This is a genomic window from Streptomyces sp. CG 926, assembly GCF_003148825.1.
In the GTDB taxonomy this organism is placed as follows: domain Bacteria; phylum Actinomycetota; class Actinomycetes; order Streptomycetales; family Streptomycetaceae; genus Streptomyces.
In genome coordinates this window covers 513497-531859 of record NZ_QGGZ01000002.1, presented here as the reverse complement: position 1 = coordinate 531859, position 18363 = coordinate 513497, and the positions used below count along the sequence as shown (strand labels likewise).

The following is an 18363-nucleotide window of genomic DNA, read 5'->3' as shown; positions in this document are numbered from 1 at the left end:
GGGCTCCGGCTCCGTTTACCTCGACGGTGCCGGCCGCCGGGGGCTCCGGCGGCACGAGCCGCGCACCTGCCGTACGGGGCATTCCGGCTCCCCGCCCGGGCGGTGCCGGGTGCGGGTCACGGTTGCGGGTCAGCGCCGGATCTGCACCGGCTTCCCCCCGTACAGAGGTGTGGACGACAGGTTCACTCTACCGGCCCGTAACCGGCGGGCCCGGGGGCGCGGGGGGCGGGCGCCCCTTACCGGGCCCGGCAAGATCCGGAAGGGGCGGCCCGGTCACAGGGCCCGGTAGGTGACCGGGTCCGTGCCCGGCACCGCCTCGGCGCGTCCCTGCTTCACCAGCCGCCGCACATGGGCCTCCGCCTCGGAGACGGCGATGTTGCGGGAGCCGTACGGGATCTGCTCCCAGGGGCGGTTCCACTCCATCCGCTCGGCCAGCCCCCACGGGGTCAGCGGCTCGGCCAGCAGCCGCAAGAGGCCGGTGAGTCGTTCCTCGTGGTGGTCGAGGAGCTCCCGTACGCGGGCGGGCGCGTCGGTGAAGGCGTACTGGTGGGCCGGGAGCACCTCGGCGGGTCCGAGGCGGCCGATGCGTTCCAGGGAGTCGAGGTAGTCGCCGAGGGGGTCGGTGACGCGGGTGTCCTCCGGGGCCTCGTACAGGCCGATGTGGGGGGAGATCCCGGGCAGCAGGTGGTCACCGGAGAAGAGGCGGCCGTTGCCGGGGAGCTGCGCCGGGTGCTGTTCCTCCAGGTGCAGGCAGACGTGGCCGGGGGTGTGGCCGGGGGTCCAGATCGCGCGCAGCCGGCGGCCGGCGAGGGGGAGCAGCTCGGCGGGGACGATCTCCCGGTCGGGGACGGCGGCGCGCAGGCCGGGCAGGGTCCGCATGCGGCCGCTCGCGCGGGCGGCGCGCAGCGGGGCGATGTGCTCCTCGGGGGCTCCGGCGGCGGCGAGCTTGGCGCTCATGTAGTCGAACCAGACACCGGGCTCGGAGGAGCGGGTGCGTACGACGACCTCGGTGTCGGCGGCATGCATGGCGATCCAGGCGCCAGAGGCCTCGCGGACCTGGCCGGAGAGGCCGTGGTGGTCGGGGTGGTGGTGGGTGATGACCACGCCGTGGATCTCGGTGACGGCGGTGCCGAGGGCGGCGAGGCCGGCGACGAGGGTGTCCCAGGAGGCGGGGTCGTCCCATCCGGTGTCGATCAGGACCGGGCCGCGGTCGGTGTCGAGGACGTGGACGAGGGTGTGCCCGAGGGGGTTGTCGGGGATGGGGACCTTCACGGCCCACACGCCGCCACCGTGATCGGTGACGTGCGGCGCGTGCCCGGTGACCTGCGAGGTGCCGCCCTGGGCGGCCCGAGGGGTGCCGTCCTGCGTGGCGGGTGCGGTGCGGTCCTGGGCGGCGGCCTCTGCCCTGCCGCCCTGCGCAGCCGGTGCGTCCTGCGCGTCCCGTACGTCCCGTGCGGCCTGTGACGTGCCGTCCTCCGTCATGCGCCCTCGCCCTCCCCTGTTGCCGCCCTCGGATGAGAACGTGTTCCAGTAGTCGCCCAAGTCGACCACTTTCCGGGCCCGCTGACTAGTCGTTCGATCTTCTCCAGGGCGGCGACGGAGGTTCCGTCCTGGCCGTGGACTCCTCTAACTAGAACTGGTATCAGTTCTGCAACGCCAAGCCGCAGGAGGCCTCAGCCATGACCGAGCTCGTGGAACACGGAAAGCTGTTCATCGGCGGGGAGTGGACGGATCCGCTGGGCACCGACACGATCCGGATCGTCTCCCCCCACACCGAGCAGGTCATCGGCTCCGTCCCGCACGCCTCGAAGGCGGACGTCGACCGCGCCGTCGCCGTCGCGCGCAAGGCGTTCGACCAGGGGCCCTGGCCGCGGATGACCCTGGACGAGCGGATAGCCGTCGTCTCCCGGATCAAGGACGCCATCGCCGTCCGGCACGAGGAGATCGCCCGCTCGATCAGCTCCCAGAACGGCTCCCCGTACTCCTGGAGCATCCTCGCCCAGGCGCTCGGCCCGATGATGGTCTACGACGCCGCGATCACGGTCGCCCGCGCCTACCCGTACGAGGAGCACCGCCAAGGCGTGCTCGGTCCGATCCTGGTGCGCCGGGAGCCGGTGGGCGTGGTCGCCGCCGTCATCCCGTGGAACGTCCCGCAGTTCGTGGCGGCGGCCAAGCTCGCTCCCGCCCTCCTGACCGGCTCGACCGTCATCCTCAAGCCCTCGCCCGAGGCGCCGCTCGACTCCTACATCCTCGCCGACATCGCGCGCGAGGCCGGACTTCCCGAGGGGGTGCTGTCGATCCTGCCCGCGGACCGGGAGGTCAGCGAGTACCTCGTCGGGCACCCGGGGATCGACAAGGTCGCCTTCACCGGCTCGGTCGCGGCCGGCAAGCGCGTGATGGAGGTCGCCGCGCGCAACCTCACCCGCGTCACCCTCGAACTCGGCGGCAAGTCCGCGGCCGTGGTCCTCCCGGACGCCGACGTCGCAGCCGCCGTCGCCGGCATCGTGCCCGCGGCCTGGATGAACAACGGCCAGGCGTGCGTGGCCCAGACCCGCGTCCTCGCCCCCCGCAGCCGCTACGAGGAGGTGGCCGAGGCCCTCGCGGAGGCGGCCGGCGCACTCGTCGTCGGCGACCCGCTCGACCCGGCGACCCAGCTCGGCCCGCTCGTGGCCGAGCGGCAGCGGCAGCGCTCGTTGGACTACATCCGGATCGGGCAGGAGGAGGGCGCGAAGATCCTGGCGGGCGGCGGCCGCCCGGCGGGCCTGGAGCGGGGCTGGTACGTCGAGCCCACCCTCTTCGGCGACGTCGACAACTCCATGCGGATCGCCCGCGAGGAGATCTTCGGGCCGGTGGTCTGCCTGATCCCCTACGGCGACGAGGCCGAAGCGGTACGCATCGCCGACGACTCGGACTTCGGCCTCAGCGGCAGCGTCTGGACCGCGGACGTCGAGCGCGGCATCGACTTCGCCCGCCGGATCCGCACCGGCACCTTCAACGTGAACACCTTCAGCCTGGACATGCTCGGACCGTTCGGCGGCTACAAGAACAGCGGCCTGGGGCGGGAGTTCGGCCCGGAGGGCCTGAGCGAGTACCTGGAGCACAAGATGATCCACCTCCCGGCCGGCTACGAGGCGGGTGCCTGATGGGTGACCGCTGGCAGGTCGAGGTGGACAGAGGGGTCTGCATCGGCTCCGGCATGTGCGTGAACCACGCCCCGGACGGCTTCGTCCTGGACTCGGCACGCCAGTCCCACCCCCGCACACCCGAGTCGGACGCGAACGAACCCACCCTCACAGCGGCGGAGGGCTGCCCGGTGGAGGCCATTCTCATCACCCTCGCGGCGACGGGCGAACCGGTCTTCCCGCCGGAGGAGTAGGGCCTGACTCTCGGGCGAGACGGCTCCCGGGGCCCCTCGGACGGGGCTCCCGGGGGCCTCTCGGGCGGGGGCCCCGGCGGCCCTTGGAGGTTTCACGGTCGGTGGTGCATACTCCGCTGCGCTCACGTCTCGAACGGACGGGCGAACGAGCGGACGAGTTCAACGACAGGAACCTCAGTGGCCGTGTACCCGGAGTTCGTTTCGCCGGTGGTCGATCCATCCGTGTCCGTCCCCATCTTCCTCGGTGCGGTGGCGTTCGTGGTGGTCTGCTTCCTCCTCACCACCCTGATACCGCTGCGGCGCCTGAACGGGCGCATGGCCGGCCCCGATCCCCGACTGCAGGCCGCGATCGAGGCCATCGGCTCCGGAGCGTGGCAGCCGGCGGCCGATCTCCTCGCGGAGGCCGGTACCGACTGGGAGCGCCGAACGGCCTGCACGAGGGCCCTGGCCTACTCGGCCGTCCACGACGGTGACGCCTGGCTGACGGCGTGGCAGGCGGCCGCCCCGGACGACCCCGACGCGGTCATGGTCGCCGCGAGTGCGCGGGTCCAGCAGGCGTGGAAGCTGCGCGGAGCGCAGCGCGCGGTCGCGACGTCGCAGGAGCAGTTCGACGCCTTCCACCGCGAGCTCCACGCGGCGCGCGAGGCGTTGGCGCACGCGGCACGGGTCTGTCCGGAGGATCCCACGCCGCTGGTCGACACGATCTGGACGGCGCTGGGCCTCGGGTACTCCAAGGACGAGATGCGTGAGGTGTGGATCGAGCTGGACGCGAGGGCGCCGCACCACTTCGTCGCCCACTGCTCCGCGGTGCAGTACTACAGCCGCAAGTGGCGCGGCTCCCGGCTGGAGGCCGAGGAGTTCGCGGCGCGGGCGGTCCACGAGGCGCCGCGCGGGCGCCTGATGACCCTGCTGCCGCTCATCGTGTGGTTCGAGCACGAGGAGGAGGGCGACAGCGCGGGGCGCTACGGGATGCCGGACGCGATCGCGCTGGTGGACGCGGCGCTGGAGGACGTCGCCGCCACCGCGGAAGGCCATCCGGGGCTGCCCGTGGCACGGCACCTGCTCGCCTACTTCCTCGTCCGCCAGCACCGTTACCGCGCGGCGCTGGAACAGTTCCGCCACGTCGACGGCTATACGGACGCCATGCCGTGGAGGTACCGCCCGTGGGGGAAGCTCTCCTACCGACTGCACCGCGCGCGGGCCGTATGGGGAGCCCTGCTCACCCGTCGATGACGGGTGGGGGTGGGGGCGGGGCGAGGTGACGGAGCCGGAGATCGGGCCCCACCTGCCCGGCCCCCTCCGCGAGCGGCGGCTTCAGGCCTTTTCCGGAGCCGTCAGGTCGATCAGGCGGCACACCGTTTCGATGTCGATCTTGACCTGGGCGATCGAGGCGCGGCCGGAAAGCCACGTGATCAGCGCCGAGTGCCAGGTGTGCTCGATGACCCGGACCGCCGACAGCTGCTCCGCCGTCGGCGCCTGCTCCAGCCCCATCGCGTCCAGGATGATCGCCGTGGTCAGCCGGGACACCGTGTCGACCTCGGGGCTCACGCTCCGGTCCGCGAACGTCAGTGCCCGCACCATCGCGTCGGCCAGCTGCGGCTCCCGCTGCAGCGCGCGGAAGGCCCGCATCAGGGTCTCCGCGACCCGCGCCGCCGGGTCGTCCCCGGCCGGTGGGCGCTTGCGCAGCGTGGTGTGCATGTGCTGGAGCTGGTCCTGCATCGTGGCGACCAGCAGGTGCACCTTCGAGGGGAAGTAGCGGTAGAGCGTGCCCAGGGCCACCCCCGCCGCCTCCGCGACCTCGCGCATCTGGACGGCGTCGAAACCGCCCCGGCTGGCCAACTGGGCGCTGGCATGCAGGATCCGGCGGCGGCGTGCCTCCTGGCGTTCCGTCAGGGGAGGCGACGCCGGTGTGGTGACGGCCTTCACTTCCGCTGTCATGTGTCCCGTTCCGTGTCGTTGCGCGGGCTGAATCCGGGCTGGTCCGCGGCCAGCATCGTAGGCGCAGGAGCCGTGGCGCGAATCACCTGCTCCGCCTCTTACGGTGTGGTTTCCGGCCGGTAGATTCAATGGTCTTCGACGGATCAAGTCTGAAACTTGTTCTACATTATCCGAGCGGTTACGCTCCGGCGAAAGTTGCAGTGAGAAGGGGGCCGAGAGTGACCGCAGAGGCCATGGTGACGAGCCCTTTCGCGGGCCCCGCCGCCGACGGCGACCGCCCGCTGCGCATCGCACTCCTCACCTATAAGGGGAACCCGTTCTGCGGCGGCCAAGGCGTCTACGTCCGCCACCTCTCGCGCGAACTCGTACAGCTGGGGCACTCCGTCGAAGTCATCGGCGCGCAGCCCTACCCGGTCCTCGACACGGGCGCCTCGCTCACCGAACTCCCGAGCCTGGACCTGTACCGCAGCCCGGACCCCTTCCGCACACCCAAGCGTGACGAGTACCGGGACTGGATCGACGCCGTCGAGGTCGCCACCATGTGGACCGGCGGCTTCCCCGAGCCGCTGACCTTCTCGCTGCGCGCCCGCCGCCATCTGGCCGCACGTGCGGGTGAATTCGACGTCATCCACGACAACCAGACCCTCGGCTACGGCCTCCTCGCCGACCTCGGCGCCCCGCTGGTCACCACGATCCACCACCCCATCACCGTCGACCGCAAACTCGACCTCGACGCCGCGCGGGGCCGGCTGAAGCGGGCCTCCGTACGCCGCTGGTACGGCTTCACCCGCATGCAGGGCCGAGTGGCCCGCCGGCTGCCGTCCGTACTCACCGTCTCCGGGTCCTCCCAGCAGGAGATCGCCCAGCACCTGGGCGTCCGGGACGAGCGCATCCACGTCGTGCACATCGGCGCCGACATCGACCTCTGGTCGCCGGACCCGTCCGTGGCCGAGGTGCCGGGCCGCATCGTCACCACCTCCAGCGCCGACGTACCGCTCAAGGGGCTCGTGTACCTCGTCGAGGCGCTCGCGAAGCTGCGTACCGAGCAGCCCGAGGCCCACCTCGTGGTCGTCGGCAAGCGCGCCGAGCAGGGTCCCGTCGCCCGCGCCATCGAGACGTACGGCCTCCAGGACGCCGTCCGCTTCGTCAAGGGCATCACCGACGCCGAACTCGTCGACCTCTACCGCAGCGCCCAGATCGCCTGCGTGCCCTCCCTCTACGAAGGCTTCTCGCTCCCGGCGGCCGAAGCCATGGCCACCGGCACCCCGCTCGTCGCCACCACCGGCGGCGCGATCCCCGAGGTCGCCGGACCCGACGGCGAGACCTGCCTCGCGGTGCCCCCGGGCGACGCGGGCGCGCTGGCCGCCGCGCTGGGCCGGACGCTGGGCGACCCCCTGCTGCGGGCCCGCCTCGGAGCCGCCGGACGCGAACGGGTCCTGACCCGGTTCACCTGGGCCGCGGCCGCCAAGGGCACCGTCGCGCACTACCGCGCCGCCATCGAGCAGGCCGCCGCCGGCCGTACCCGCCGGGCGCGCTGACCTCCGCCACCCCCGCTTCCTCACCATCCCCCGAACACCCCCGCGACCGCGAAGGCAGGACCCCGTGCTGACCGTCGATTTCTCCCGGTTCCCGCTCGCCGCAGGCGACCGCGTACTCGACCTGGGCTGCGGCGCAGGCCGGCACGCCTTCGAGTGCTACCGGAGAGGCGCCCAGGTGGTCGCCGTCGACCGCAACGGCGAGGAGATCCGCGAGGTCGCCAAGTGGTTCGCAGCGATGAAGGAGGCCGGTGAGGCCCCCGCCGGGGCCACCGCCACCGCCATGGAGGGCGACGCGCTCGCGCTGCCCTTCCCCGACGACTCCTTCGACGTCGTCATCATCTCCGAGGTGATGGAGCACATCCACGACGACAAGGGCGTGCTCGCCGAGATGGTGCGCGTGCTCAAGCCCGGCGGGCGCATCGCCATCACCGTGCCGCGCTACGGCCCCGAGAAGATCTGCTGGGCGCTCTCCGACGCCTACCACGAGGTCGAGGGCGGCCACATCCGCATCTACAAGGCGGACGAGCTGCTCGGCAAGATGAAGGCCGCGGGCCTCAAGCCGTACGGCACGCACCACGCGCACGGGCTGCACTCCCCGTACTGGTGGCTCAAGTGCGCCTTCGGCGTCGACAACGACAAGGCGCTGCCCGTCAAGGCGTACCACAAGCTCCTGGTCTGGGACATCATGAAGAAGCCGATGGCGACGCGGCTCGCGGAGCAGGCCCTGAACCCGATCATCGGCAAGAGCTTCGTCGCCTACGCGACCAAGCCCCACCTCCCCGTCGGCGCGACCCAGTGAGCTCGCCGGGGCGCACCGAACACCTGGTCCTGGACGGCGTACTGACGGCCGAGGAGGCCGCCCTCACGGTGGCGGGGATCCTCGCCGCGCAGCGCGCCGACGGCGCCATACCGTGGTTCCGCGGGCACCACCTCGACCCGTGGGACCACACCGAGGCCGCGATGGCACTCGACGCGGCCGGTGAGCACGAGGCCGCGGAGCGGGCGTACACGTGGCTGGCCCGGCACCAGAACCAGGACGGTTCCTGGTACGCGGCCTACGCCGACCGGCCCGACGGGGTGGACACCGCCGAGCCGCAGGACGCGAGCCGCGAGAGCAACTTCACCGCCTACATAGCCGTCGGCGTGTGGCACCACTACCTGTCCACCGGCGACGACACCTTCCTCGACCGCATGTGGCCGGCCGTGTACGCGGCCGTGGAGTGCGTCCTGACGCTCCAGCAGCCCGGCGGCGAGATCGGCTGGAAGCGGGAGGCGGACGGCACGGCCGTCACCGACGCCCTCCTCACCGGCTCCTCCTCCATCCACCAGGCGCTGCGCTGCGCGCTGGCCATCGCCGAGCACCGTGAGGAGCCGCAGCCCGACTGGGAGCTGGCGGCGGGCGCGCTGCGGCACGCCATCCGGCGCCACCCGGAGCGGTTCCTCGACAAGAACCACTACTCGATGGACTGGTACTACCCGGTCCTCGGCGGGGCCCTGACCGGCTCCGAGGCCAGGGCGCGCATCGACGAGCGCTGGGACGAGTTCGTGGTCCCGGACCTGGGCGTGCGCTGCGTACTGCCCAACCCGTGGGTGACGGGCGGAGAGTCCTGCGAGCTGGCGCTCGCGCTGTGGGCGACGGGGGAGTCGGACCGGGCGCTGGAGATCCTGCGGTCGATCACCCACCTGCGCGCGGACAACGGCATGTACTGGACGGGGTACGTGTTCCAGGACGAGGCCGTCTGGCCGGTGGAGCAGACCACCTGGACGGCCGGGTCCCTGCTGCTCGCCGTCGCGGCGCTCGGCGGGGACGAGGCCACCACCGAGGTGTTCGGCGGGACCACGCTCCCGGCCGGGCTGGAACCGGACTGCTGCGGCTGACCGGTCGATCGACCGGTCAGCGGCGGTAGAGCCAGCCGGCGACGGCGTGGCCGACCAGGAGATAGGCCACGGCGGCGATGCCGTAGCCGATGACGACCTGGACCCATTCGCGGCTGAAGGTGAACAGGTCGTAGGACCAGGCCGCGAGCCAGGAGGCGATGTCGTGGACGAAGTCGACCAGGGCGTTGCCCTGGTTGGCCTCCAGCAGGTAGAGCAGGATCCAGAGACCGATGATGAAGGCGAGCACGTCCGCCACCAGCGCGACGGCACGGCCTGCCTGACTGCTTCCTCGGGTGCGTACTCGTGTGTGAGTGCTCATACGGCCCGTGTTGCCGCCTTGGCGTGTCGTAAACCCGAACGGGTTCCCCCGGTGGCGGGGCGCGGGGACCGGGGCGAGGCTGCGAAGGACGCCTCAGTCTCCGGAGGAAACCGTGTCCGTACCCACGACCGTCCGATTCCGCCGCGCCGTCACCGCCGTGGTGCTGTCCACCGCGCTGATGGTCGGCGCCACCGCATGCGGCAGTGGTGGCAGCGGCCCGCGCGAGGAGCTGTCCGCCGCGTCGATGGGTGAGCTGGCCGCCCTCGCGGCGGCGGAGCCCGTCGCCGCCGAGGCCGACGAACTGGCCGCCGCGACGCCGTCACCCAGCACCTCCGCGGAGAAGCAGAAGTTCGCCAAGACGCGGTTCGTCGCCAACGCGAGCCTCGCGGCCGGCGCGACGTACCAGTGGATCGTCAAGCCGTATCGAGCGGGCAAGTTCAAGAAGGGCGCCAAGGGCCGTACCTTCGCGCTGATCAAGGCGGGCCTGGCGGGCGCGTTCGCGTACAACCGGCTCAAGGCGGCGACCGAGAACGCCAAGGGCGACCCGCTGCTGGCGAAGGCGGTGGCCCCGCTGGCGGCGGGCATCGAGTCGCTCAAGGGCCTCGGCAGCAAGCTGCGCAAGGGGCAGGCGGGTGACGGTGACATCGACGCGTTCGACAGCGTCATCAACAGCGTGAAGGAAGCCGGGCAGAGCGCGGGCGCGACGGTGACGGACAAGGTCCCGAGCGCGTCGCAGCTGGGCGGTTAGTTTCTGCCCTTGCCCTTGCCCTGGCCGGGCGGTGCGGGTTCGTCGTCCGGGTGCCACCCGGTGGTCGCGCCTCAATCGCCGGCGGGGCTGGGGTTGGGCCGCCGGGCCGGTGGGGTGGGGGTGCGGGGCCGGCGGCGGGTGTCTCCTCGGCTCGCGCGGTACCCCGGGTCTCGGCTGTACCCGGTGGTGCGCGCTCGTCCTGCGGGGACACCCCCCACCGTCCCCACACCCCCACCTGCCTGACCGCGGCCGTGGGGCGGGGACACTCCGGGGGCTCCCCGCAGGACGAGCGCGCAACCGAGGCCGCACAGCACAACCATGGCCGCGCCGCGCGAGCCGAGGAGAGCCCCCGGAGGGGCCCCGCCCCACCCGAAGCCAAACCCAAGCCCCGCCGGCGATTGAGGCGCGACCACCGAGGCCGCAGCCAACCCCAGCCCCGCCGGCGTTTGAGGCGCGACCACCGGGCCGTACTCGGAAACGCACCCGCACCCCGGACAATGGTGCCGTGATCGAGATCGTGGTGGGTGTCCTCGCCGCCGTCGGGGCCGGGTGGCTGCTGCGGCGCAAGCATCGTGCTCGGACGGCCGCCGGGCCCGTGCCCGGGATTCCGTGCATGGTCCGGATCCCGGCCGGTGAGGGCCGCTGGCGGGCGGGACGGGTGTACGGGGACCAGGGCGCGGCCCGGTGGGTTCCGGGGCGCGGGGCGCCCGTGGCGTTGCCCGGCGCGCGGGCCACCGGGATCCGGGTGCCCTCCATGAAGGAGGGGATCTCCATCAACCCCGGCTCGCGGATCGTCGCCTGCTCCTACGACGGCGGCGGCAGCATCGAGATCGCCGTCATGCCGCTGGACGTGCGGGAGCTGTTGGAGTCCGTGCCGCAGGCCGAGTCCTGATCCCTCAGCTGTTGAGTTCCGCCAGGACGCGCAGGGTGTGCGGGTCCGGGGCCGTCAGGAGCAGGTCGGTCACGGGGCCCTTGCGCCAGAGGTCCAGGCGTTCGGCGATCCGTTCCCTGGGGCCGATGAGCGAGATCTCGTCGGCGAAGGCGTCGGGCACGGCCAGGACCGCCTCCTCCTTGCGGCCCGCGAGGAACAGCTCCTGGATCCGGCGGGCCTCCTCCTCGTAGCCCATGCGGGCCATCAGGTCGGCGTGGAAGTTGCGGGCCGCGTGGCCCATGCCGCCGATGTAGAAGCCGAGCATCGCCTTGACCGGGAGCAGTCCCTCCGCGACGTCGTCGCAGACCTTGGCGCGAGCCATCGGCGCGATCATGAAGCCCTCGGGGAGGTCGGTGAGGGAGGCCTGGTAGACGTCGGTGCGGGTCGGGGACCAGTACAGGGGGAGCCAGCCGTCGGCGATGCGGGTGGTCTGGGCGATGTTCTTCGGGCCCTCCGCGCCGAGGAGGATCGGCAGGTCCGCACGCAGCGGGTGGGTGATCGGTTTCAGCGGTTTGCCGATGCCGGTGCCGTCCTCGCCGCGGTACGGGTGGCTGTGGAAGCGGCCGTCCAGCGCGACCGGGCCCTCGCGGCGCAGCACCTGCCGGACGATGTCCACGTATTCGCGGGTGGCGGTGAGCGGTGACGCGGGGAAGGGGCGTCCGTACCAGCCTTCGACGACCTGTGGCCCGGACAGGCCGAGGCCGAGCATCATCCGGCCGCCGGAGAGGTGGTCCAGGGTCAGGGCGTGCATGGCGGTGGCGGTGGGGGTACGGGCGGCCATCTGCGCGATGGCCGTGCCGAGCCGGATCCGGGAGGTGTGCGCGGCGATCCAGGTCAGGGGGGTGAAGGCGTCCGAGCCCCAGGCTTCGGCGGTCCACACCGAGTGGTAGCTGAGGTTCTCGGCCTCGGTGGCGAGGTCGAGGTGGTCGGGGTGGGGGCCGCGGCCCCAGTAGCCGAGTGCGAGTCCGAGGCGCATGTCCGGTCCCTCCAGAATCTGACGAGGCGTCAGGTGACTGTAGGGCAACGGCCCCCCGCCCGGAAGGGCGGGGGGCCGTCGGCCTGGGTCCGGGTGGCGGTCAGCCGCGCTGGATGCCCGAGGTGTCGTTCAGGACGCCGCGGCGGCCGTCCTGGGTCTGGGCGATCAGGGTGGCGGCGCCACGCTGCTCGACGGCCAGGTACCAGGTGCCCGGGGCGAGTTCGGCGATCGGGGTCGGCGAGCCGTCCTCCCCGTACAGGGGGCGGGCCACCGGCACGGCGAACCAGAACGGGGTGAAGTCCGCGGCCGGAGCCGGGGCCGGGGTGTGCTGCGCGTCCTGCGGACCGGGGCCCGGCGTCGGGTTCGGCGTGCCGCCGTACGGCGGGACCGGCTGCGGGGTGGAGCCGTACGGGGTCTGCTGCTGCGCGCCCGGGTAGCCGTACCCGGCACCCGGCTGGGGCTGGCCCGGCTGGCCGCCGTACGGCGGGACCGCGGCGGGCCGCGGTTCCGGGACGAGCTGACCGGCCAGCGCCGGGACCTTCGCGCCGGCCACGGCCACACCGGCCAGGGCCAGCGTGGCGATGAGGGCGAGGATGGAGCCCGCGCCCAGGTCGAGCAGCTCAGGGCACGCGATGAGCGCCCACACCGACGACCAGGCGGCGGAGACGGCGAGCACGGTGCCCCACGCCGTCAGCGGCAGGCCGACCACCTTGCGCTCCGGCTGGAAGCGGGCCGCGATCAGCAGACCCGCGGCGATGAAGCCGAGCAGGAAGATGCTGGGGAGCGTCAGGTGGTTGGCGCCGAGGTCCCACGGGCTCGGCCGGTCGACGCCGGTGGCGGAGTAGAAATCGAGGAACGAGGCGATGAACAGCAGCGCCGCTGCTCCGATCACCACGCCGTCGCCTCGAGTGAGGGAGCGGATGTTCACGTCTCAGGTGTCCTTCTCGGTCTCGGTCGTCGTCTCGTGGTGCCACGGTCGCAGAGCGTGTCTGCAGCAGGGCGGGCGGCACCATGGTACGGAGGTTTCCGACGGCCGAGATGATCGGGTCGACGGGTGGTCCCGCCGGACTCCCGAGGGGGCCTACCCGCCGAGGAAGCCGACGATGCCGTCCGCGATGCCCTGGGCTGCCTTCTGCCGCCACTCCGGACTCGTCAGCTGCGCCGCGTCCTTGGCGTCACGCATGTTGCCGCATTCGATGAACACCTTGGGGCGAGTTGACAGGTTCAGTCCGCCGAGATCGTCGCGCACCACCAATCCGGTACCGCTGCCGAGGTAGTTGGCGGGCGCGGAGCCGGTGGTGCGGGCGAAGTTCCCGGCGATCCGCTCGCCGAGCTGCCGCGACGGTTCGACGATCTTCGCGGTGTCGGCGGCGCCGCTCTTGACCTTGGCCGGAAGGATGATGTGGAAGCCGCGGTTGCCCGCCGAGACCCCGTCGGCGTGGACGGACACGACGGCGTCGGCCTGCGCCTCGTTGCCGATGCGGGCCCGCTCGGTGATGCAGGGGCCCCACGGGCGGTCGGCCTGGTGGGTGAGGACGACCTTGGCGCCCTGGCTCTCCAGGGCGGTCCGCAGGCGCAGGGAGACGTCGAGGGTGAAGTCCGCCTCCTTGTAGCCGGCGTTGGTGGTGGTACCGGTGGTGTCGCATTCCTTGCGGTTCGTACCGATGTCGACCTGCTGGTCGATCTCTTCGGTGTGCTCGAAGTTTCCGGCGTTGTGGCCGGGGTCGACGACCACCGTCTTGCCGGTGAGCGGGCCCTTGGCGGGTGCGGGTGCGGGTGCGGCCGCGGCGGTGCTCGTGCTCGCACTGGGGGTGGAGCCCGGCTTCGCGTCGCGCTGGCCCGGCGACAGGGCCGCGTGCGAGGCGGACCGCGATGCCGAGCCGGACGGCCCGTCGGACCCCGATCCGGCGAACGCCTGGGTCAGGACCCACCCCGCCAGAGCGGCCGGGGCGAGCGCGGCAACCCCGACGACGAGCGTGGAGCGTCGGGTGAACCAGGACCGGTCCGGGTCGATGGACGAGCCGGACTCGGGGGGCGGGGGGCTGTTGTCGTTGCGCACGCCGCGATGCTAGACCGGCCTCCCGACCCTCGTCCGGACCGTAGGCCATCCGAAGGCGTGGTGCGATTGTCAGCCCGGCGTTCATCAGGTCATATGCGCACGCCTGTGTGACCGGTGCCTCAGGCCCGGCTTTCCCGCTTCCGCGCCGAGCGCACCCACTCCCACACCATGTGCCCCACCAGAGCCACGGCGGCGAGGACGGCGAGCACCCGAATCGTGTCCCAGGTCACCTCGACGAATTTCCCCGCCGAGGCCGCTTCCGCTTCCAGACGTGCGGACGTCTCGACAAAGGCGATGAGCGGAACGAGGAGGCGGAACGCGAGTCCGCCGATTCCGGGGATCCGCGCGAGATTCCCGAAAAGACCCATGGGGGCGCCGAACAGAAGAGCGGCGATTCCCCAGGCGATGATTCCCGCCGAGATCCCGTCTGGTTCGATCCCGTCGGACGACATTCCGATCGGAGCGACGGGGCTCAGCCACTTGAGCACGTAGTAGACGACCACACCGACGGCCAGTCCCGCCGATGCCAGACAGGCCGACTCGATCTTCGATCGCCGGGTGTACCCGACGACGAAGGCGAAGCACGCCCACGACCATCCCCCGGAGAACACGACGCCCGTGACGTGGAAGAACGGGCTGTCGGATTTACCCGAGAGCGCACCGAGCGCGCCGAGCGGCGCACCCGCCCCGAGGACCAGAAGGACGGGCATGGTGCGGGTGCGCGATAAATTCACGTCGTACTTTCCTGTCTGCGGGTCGCCGGTAGCAGGCGGGTCAGGCGGGTTGTGAACAGCTGTCGGTCGCGGAGTCAGACGCCCGCGCCCGTGCGGCGCAGCACGCGCAGCGAGTCGGTGACCGAGATCTCCTCGAAGGCGCCGGAGGCCAGGGCCCGCAGATAGATGCGGTACGGGGCCTGGCCGCCGTCGGCCGGGTCCGGGAAGACGTCGTGGATGACGAGCGTGCCGCCCTCCGCGACGTGCGGGGCCCAGCCCTCGTAGTCGCCGCTCGCGTGCTCGTCGGTGTGGCCGCCGTCGATGAAGACGAAGCCGAGCTTGCCGCCCCAGGCCGCCGCGACCTGCGGGGACCGGCCGACGATCGCGATCACGTGGTCCTCCAGCCCGGCCTTGTGCAGGGTCCGGCGGAAGGTCGGCAGGGTGTCCATCAGCCCGACCTCCGGGTCCACCACCGTCGGGTCGTGGTACTCCCAGCCCGGCTGCTGCTCCTCGCTGCCCCGGTGGTGGTCCACGGTGATCGCCGCCACGCCCGCCTCGCGGGCGGCGTCGGCGAGCAGGATGGTGGAGCGGCCGCAGTACGTCCCGACCTCCAGCAGCGGCAGCCCGAGCGCACCGGCCGCGGCGGCCGCCTCGTACAGGGCGAGCCCCTCCCGTACGGGCATGAACCCCTTGGCGGCCTCGAAGGCGGCGAGGGTCTCCGGCTTGGGCTGGGCGGCCATGGTGTTCCTCCTGCTGAGCGACGTGTGGCGGCCCATGCTGCCTTACCGGTCGGTAGGGCGCTACGGCCGGGGCCGGCTCCTACGCCGCCTCCCCGTCAGCGGCCGAACAGCCGGGCCAGGCCGCCCGTCCCGCCGGCCCCTTCCGCCCGCCGCTGCTCCCGGACGGCACGCCGGAAGTCCGCCCGGGTGTCGGAGACCTCCTGGGCCAGCCCCTGCATGCCGGACAGGAAGGGGAGTCGGTGCAGCAGCAGGTTCATGTGCGCCAGGGCGGCCGCCGGATCGCCCGCCTCGCCGATGGTGCGCAGCACCCGGTGGGCCACCTCCGGATCGCCGCGGTCGGCGAGTTCGGCGAGGTCGGGGAAGAGCCGCCGGTACAGGAGCGCGGCGCCGGCGACGTCACCGATCAGCCAGGCGTCGTGGGCCAGCCGGCGCCGTACGTCCAACAGGACAGGACTGTCGGCGGTCAAGGCCCACTCCAGGTCGGGCAGCAGCGGCCCCAGCCAGGCCCGTTCGCCGAGCGCGCGCTCCCGGCTGCGCGCGTCCCACTGGCCGTCGCGGGCGTGGGCGCCCCGGTGCATGGCCGAGGCGAGGTGGTAGCGGGCGGTCAGGGTGACCAGGTGGTGCCTGCCCAGTACCCGCGTCGCCTGCTCGACGATCTCGCGCAGTTCCTGCTCGCTCCGGCGGCCGTCCCCGGACCCGAAGGCCGCCGCCTCGCCGACCCAGGCGGCCCGCCCGGTGATGGTGTCCGGGTGCTCCAGGCCCAGCACCCGCACCATGCGCGGAAGCAGGCGTTCCAGATCGGTCGTCCTGGACCGCCCAGGAAGCCGCATCACGCGGTGGTAGGCGGCCCGCACCGTCAGCGCGTCCTGCGCGCCGAACTCCTCGGTCAGATCGTCGGTCAGCATGCGCAGCCGTTCCACGACGTCGACCGGTTCGTCCTCCACCAACTGCGTCAGCCTGCGCTCCAACATCGCGCGGACCGGATCGGCGGCCGCCGTGTGCACGGTGGGGGCGTACGCGGGTGGGGGCGGGAAGGCGACCGTCGGCGCGGGGGTCGGGGTGGTCCCGGTCCGGGCGATCTCCGCGAGCCGCCGGGACACCTCCGCCGCGTCCGCGGGCCGGTCCGCCGGGTCCTTGGCGAGGAGGTCCAGGACGAGGGAGTCCAGCGCGGCCGGTAGCTCCGCGCGCAGCGAACTCGGCGCGGGCGGCGCGGTCGTGAGGTGCTGGGCGAGCAGCTCGTGCATCTCGCGGGCCCCGGCGAAGGGGTGGCTGCCGGTCACCAGCTCCATGAGGACGCAGCCCAGGGCGTACAGGTCGGCCCGCCCGTCGACGGGCACGCCGTTCGCCCCGCCGGTCCACCGCTCGGGCGCCATGTAGGGGAACGAGCCGATGACCATGCCGGTGGCCGTCAGCCCCGTCGTCGTGGTGGCGCCGCCGCTGCCGGCCCCGGCCTTGGCGATGCCGAAGTCGAGCACCTTCGTCACCCCGCCGTCCGTGACCATCACATTGGCCGGCTTGACGTCCCGGTGGACGATCCCGGCGGCGTGCGCCGCCCCCAGCGCGTCCGCGATGCGCCCGGCCCACTCCAGGGCGTCCGCGAGCGGCGGTAGCCCGGCTTCCAGCACGTCGGCCAGGCTGCGGCCCCGGAGCAGCTCCATGACGAGGTAGACGGCGTCGCGCCCCTGGCGCTCGGTGCGGCCGAAGTCGTGGATGGTGGCGATGTTGGGGTGCGCGAGGTTCCCGGCGAGGCTCGCCTCGCGCTCGAAGCGCCGGGTGTCCTCGGGCGTCTGCGGATATCCGATCTTGACTGCGACCTGCCGCCCCACCCGACTGTCCTCGGCCCGCCACACCTCGCCGAAACCGCCCTGGCCCAGCAACTCCTCCAGCGCGTACCGCTCTTCGATCTCTTCCCGCACGTTCGCATTATGGCCGACCGTGCCGAAGGGTTACCGATTTCGACCGGACGGTGACCAGTTGGACGGTTCCAACCCCTGTGTGTGGTGGCGTCATTACGCTCGGCGGCAGCGGCATGAACGCCGAACAGCGTGAACTTGGGGGCGACCTCCTCATGGTCAAGATCCGCGAACTCGATCCCAGCGCTTCCCCGCTGGACTACTACGGCTACGAACTGCGGCGGCTGAGAGAGGCCGCCAGCCTGAAGCAGGCGCAGCTGGGCGAGATCATCTACTGCACGGGCTCGCTGATCGGCCAGATCGAGACGACGAAGCGGGTCCCGACGCGGGACTTCTCGGAGCGGGTGGACGCGGCGCTGGGCACGGATGGGGTGTTCTCGCGGCTGGTGGGTCTGGTCCTGCGGAGCGTGCTGCCGACGTGGTTCCAGGCCTATGCGGAGATGGAGGCGCGGGCGACTTACCTCTCCACCTACCAGGCGCAGTTGGTGGACGGACTGCTGCAGACAGAGGCATACGCGCGCGCGGTGCTGGGGGTGTGGGGTGAGGACGACCTCGACGCGAAAGTGGCGGCCCGGATGGAGCGTCAGCGCGTACTCGACCGCGAAAATCCGCCACTGATGTGGGTGGTCATGAGCGAGGCGGTGCTGCACCAGGAGATCGGCGGCCGGGAGGTCATGCGGAATCAACTTACCCATTTGCTGGCCCAGCAGAGGCGGCAGTGGGTGCAGGTGCAGATCCTGCCATTCGAGGCGGGCGCCCATGCTGGGCAGCCAGGCTCGTTCAGCCTCATGCGGTTCGACGGCGACCCGGACATGGTCTACACCGAGGACTTCGTCCAGGGGTATATGACGGCCAATCCGCAGGCTCTCAGGGAAGGTTCGCTCCGTTACGATCACTTGCAGGCTGCCGCGCTCTCCCTGGAGGAATCGGCGGTTCGGATCGCCCGCGTAATGGAGGAACGCTATGGAGATCATCCAGAACCTGACGGGCGCACGATGGCGTAAGTCCTCGTACAGCTCTGACACCGGCGGCCAGTGCGTCGAGTGCGCGCCGCTCGGTGACACCGGCTGGCTCAAGTCCTCGTACAGCGGGGACACCGGCGGTGAATGCGTCGAGGTCGCCGCTCAGCCCTGCCTCGTTGCCGTACGGGACTCCAAGAACCCCGAGGGACCCGTTTTCACCGTCCAACCGGCCGCGTTCCAGGCCTTCGTGAGGTCCGTCTCTGTATGATCCG

19 protein-coding genes are annotated in these 18363 nt (G+C 72.1%); 10 read left to right on the top strand and 9 right to left on the bottom strand.

Annotated elements, in window-relative coordinates; genetic code table 11:
- Positions 1-273: 273 nt before the first annotated feature.
- The gene (locus BCL76_RS07515; RefSeq protein WP_258309412.1) at positions 274-1482 is read right to left on the bottom strand and encodes an MBL fold metallo-hydrolase; all 1209 of its coding nucleotides are present in this window, start codon (positions 1480-1482) and stop codon (positions 274-276) included.
- Positions 1483-1679: 197 nt separating this feature from the next.
- On the opposite strand from BCL76_RS07515, the gene BCL76_RS07510 reads away from it, so the two are divergent.
- The 3 genes from BCL76_RS07510 to BCL76_RS07500 all read left to right on the top strand — a co-directional run bounded on the left by BCL76_RS07510 (position 1680) and on the right by BCL76_RS07500 (position 4609).
- Complete coding sequence (locus tag BCL76_RS07510) at positions 1680-3143, top strand: aldehyde dehydrogenase (RefSeq protein WP_109778722.1); 1464 nt, start codon at positions 1680-1682, stop codon at positions 3141-3143.
- Positions 3143-3376: a ferredoxin gene (locus BCL76_RS07505; RefSeq protein ID WP_109778721.1), complete on the top strand. Its 234-nt coding sequence runs from the start codon at positions 3143-3145 to the stop codon at positions 3374-3376. The genes BCL76_RS07510 and BCL76_RS07505 overlap by 1 nt, the downstream gene beginning before the upstream one ends.
- Before the next feature lie 222 nt (positions 3377-3598).
- Positions 3599-4609, top strand: coding sequence for a hypothetical protein (locus BCL76_RS07500; protein WP_146228338.1), 1011 nt, complete (start codon positions 3599-3601; stop codon positions 4607-4609).
- An 81-nt stretch (positions 4610-4690) separates the two neighbouring features.
- Here the strand turns inward: BCL76_RS07500 and BCL76_RS07495 are convergent, their stop codons facing one another.
- The gene (locus BCL76_RS07495; protein ID WP_030757790.1) at positions 4691-5314 is read right to left on the bottom strand and encodes a TetR family transcriptional regulator; all 624 of its coding nucleotides are present in this window, start codon (positions 5312-5314) and stop codon (positions 4691-4693) included.
- A gap of 218 nt (positions 5315-5532) precedes the next feature.
- Here BCL76_RS07495 and BCL76_RS07490 point away from each other — a divergent pair, with 218 nt between their 5' ends.
- The 3 genes from BCL76_RS07490 (at position 5533) to BCL76_RS07480 (ending at position 8730) form a co-directional block, all read left to right on the top strand.
- On the top strand, positions 5533-6852 hold the full coding sequence (locus BCL76_RS07490; protein WP_109778719.1) for a glycosyltransferase family 4 protein: 1320 nt from the start codon (positions 5533-5535) through the stop codon (positions 6850-6852).
- Between the two features lie 64 nt (positions 6853-6916).
- Complete coding sequence (locus BCL76_RS07485; protein ID WP_109778718.1) at positions 6917-7651, top strand: class I SAM-dependent methyltransferase; 735 nt, start codon at positions 6917-6919, stop codon at positions 7649-7651.
- A complete protein-coding gene (locus BCL76_RS07480) occupies positions 7648-8730 on the top strand; it encodes a prenyltransferase (RefSeq protein WP_109778717.1) in 1083 nt (360 codons plus the stop codon). Before BCL76_RS07485 ends, BCL76_RS07480 begins: the two co-directional genes overlap by 4 nt.
- Before the next feature lie 16 nt (positions 8731-8746).
- Here the strand turns inward: BCL76_RS07480 and BCL76_RS07475 are convergent, their stop codons facing one another.
- Complete coding sequence (locus tag BCL76_RS07475; protein ID WP_037862823.1) at positions 8747-9049, bottom strand: hypothetical protein; 303 nt, start codon at positions 9047-9049, stop codon at positions 8747-8749.
- Between the two features lie 178 nt (positions 9050-9227).
- Here BCL76_RS07475 and BCL76_RS07470 point away from each other — a divergent pair, with 178 nt between their 5' ends.
- A complete protein-coding gene (locus BCL76_RS07470; RefSeq protein ID WP_109778896.1) occupies positions 9228-9797 on the top strand; it encodes a hypothetical protein in 570 nt (189 codons plus the stop codon).
- A gap of 505 nt (positions 9798-10302) precedes the next feature.
- Positions 10303-10689, top strand: coding sequence for a hypothetical protein (locus tag BCL76_RS07465; RefSeq protein ID WP_109778716.1), 387 nt, complete (start codon positions 10303-10305; stop codon positions 10687-10689).
- 4 nt (positions 10690-10693) lie between these two features.
- Here BCL76_RS07465 and BCL76_RS07460 read toward each other — a convergent pair whose 3' ends face one another.
- The 6 genes from BCL76_RS07460 to BCL76_RS07435 all read right to left on the bottom strand — a co-directional run bounded on the left by BCL76_RS07460 (position 10694) and on the right by BCL76_RS07435 (position 17132).
- The gene (locus BCL76_RS07460; RefSeq protein WP_109778715.1) at positions 10694-11704 is read right to left on the bottom strand and encodes an LLM class F420-dependent oxidoreductase; all 1011 of its coding nucleotides are present in this window, start codon (positions 11702-11704) and stop codon (positions 10694-10696) included.
- Positions 11705-11804: 100 nt separating this feature from the next.
- Complete coding sequence (locus BCL76_RS07455; RefSeq protein ID WP_109778714.1) at positions 11805-12632, bottom strand: DUF5336 domain-containing protein; 828 nt, start codon at positions 12630-12632, stop codon at positions 11805-11807.
- Between the two features lie 153 nt (positions 12633-12785).
- On the bottom strand, positions 12786-13763 hold the full coding sequence (locus BCL76_RS07450; RefSeq protein WP_109778713.1) for an N-acetylmuramoyl-L-alanine amidase: 978 nt from the start codon (positions 13761-13763) through the stop codon (positions 12786-12788).
- A 119-nt stretch (positions 13764-13882) separates the two neighbouring features.
- The gene (locus BCL76_RS07445; RefSeq protein WP_146228337.1) at positions 13883-14497 is read right to left on the bottom strand and encodes a hypothetical protein; all 615 of its coding nucleotides are present in this window, start codon (positions 14495-14497) and stop codon (positions 13883-13885) included.
- 74 nt (positions 14498-14571) lie between these two features.
- The gene (locus BCL76_RS07440) at positions 14572-15216 is read right to left on the bottom strand and encodes a class I SAM-dependent methyltransferase (RefSeq protein WP_109778711.1); all 645 of its coding nucleotides are present in this window, start codon (positions 15214-15216) and stop codon (positions 14572-14574) included.
- 95 nt (positions 15217-15311) lie between these two features.
- A complete protein-coding gene (locus BCL76_RS07435; RefSeq protein WP_109778710.1) occupies positions 15312-17132 on the bottom strand; it encodes a serine/threonine-protein kinase in 1821 nt (606 codons plus the stop codon).
- Positions 17133-17284: 152 nt separating this feature from the next.
- Between BCL76_RS07435 and BCL76_RS07430 the strand changes: the two genes are divergently transcribed.
- Both BCL76_RS07430 and BCL76_RS07425 read left to right on the top strand, forming a co-directional pair.
- A complete protein-coding gene (locus tag BCL76_RS07430; protein ID WP_109778895.1) occupies positions 17285-18133 on the top strand; it encodes a helix-turn-helix domain-containing protein in 849 nt (282 codons plus the stop codon).
- Positions 18093-18359 carry a DUF397 domain-containing protein gene (locus tag BCL76_RS07425; protein ID WP_109778709.1) on the top strand — a complete coding sequence of 89 codons (267 nt, stop codon included), beginning with the start codon at positions 18093-18095 and terminating at the stop codon, positions 18357-18359. Before BCL76_RS07430 ends, BCL76_RS07425 begins: the two co-directional genes overlap by 41 nt.
- Positions 18360-18363: the final 4 nt, after the last annotated feature.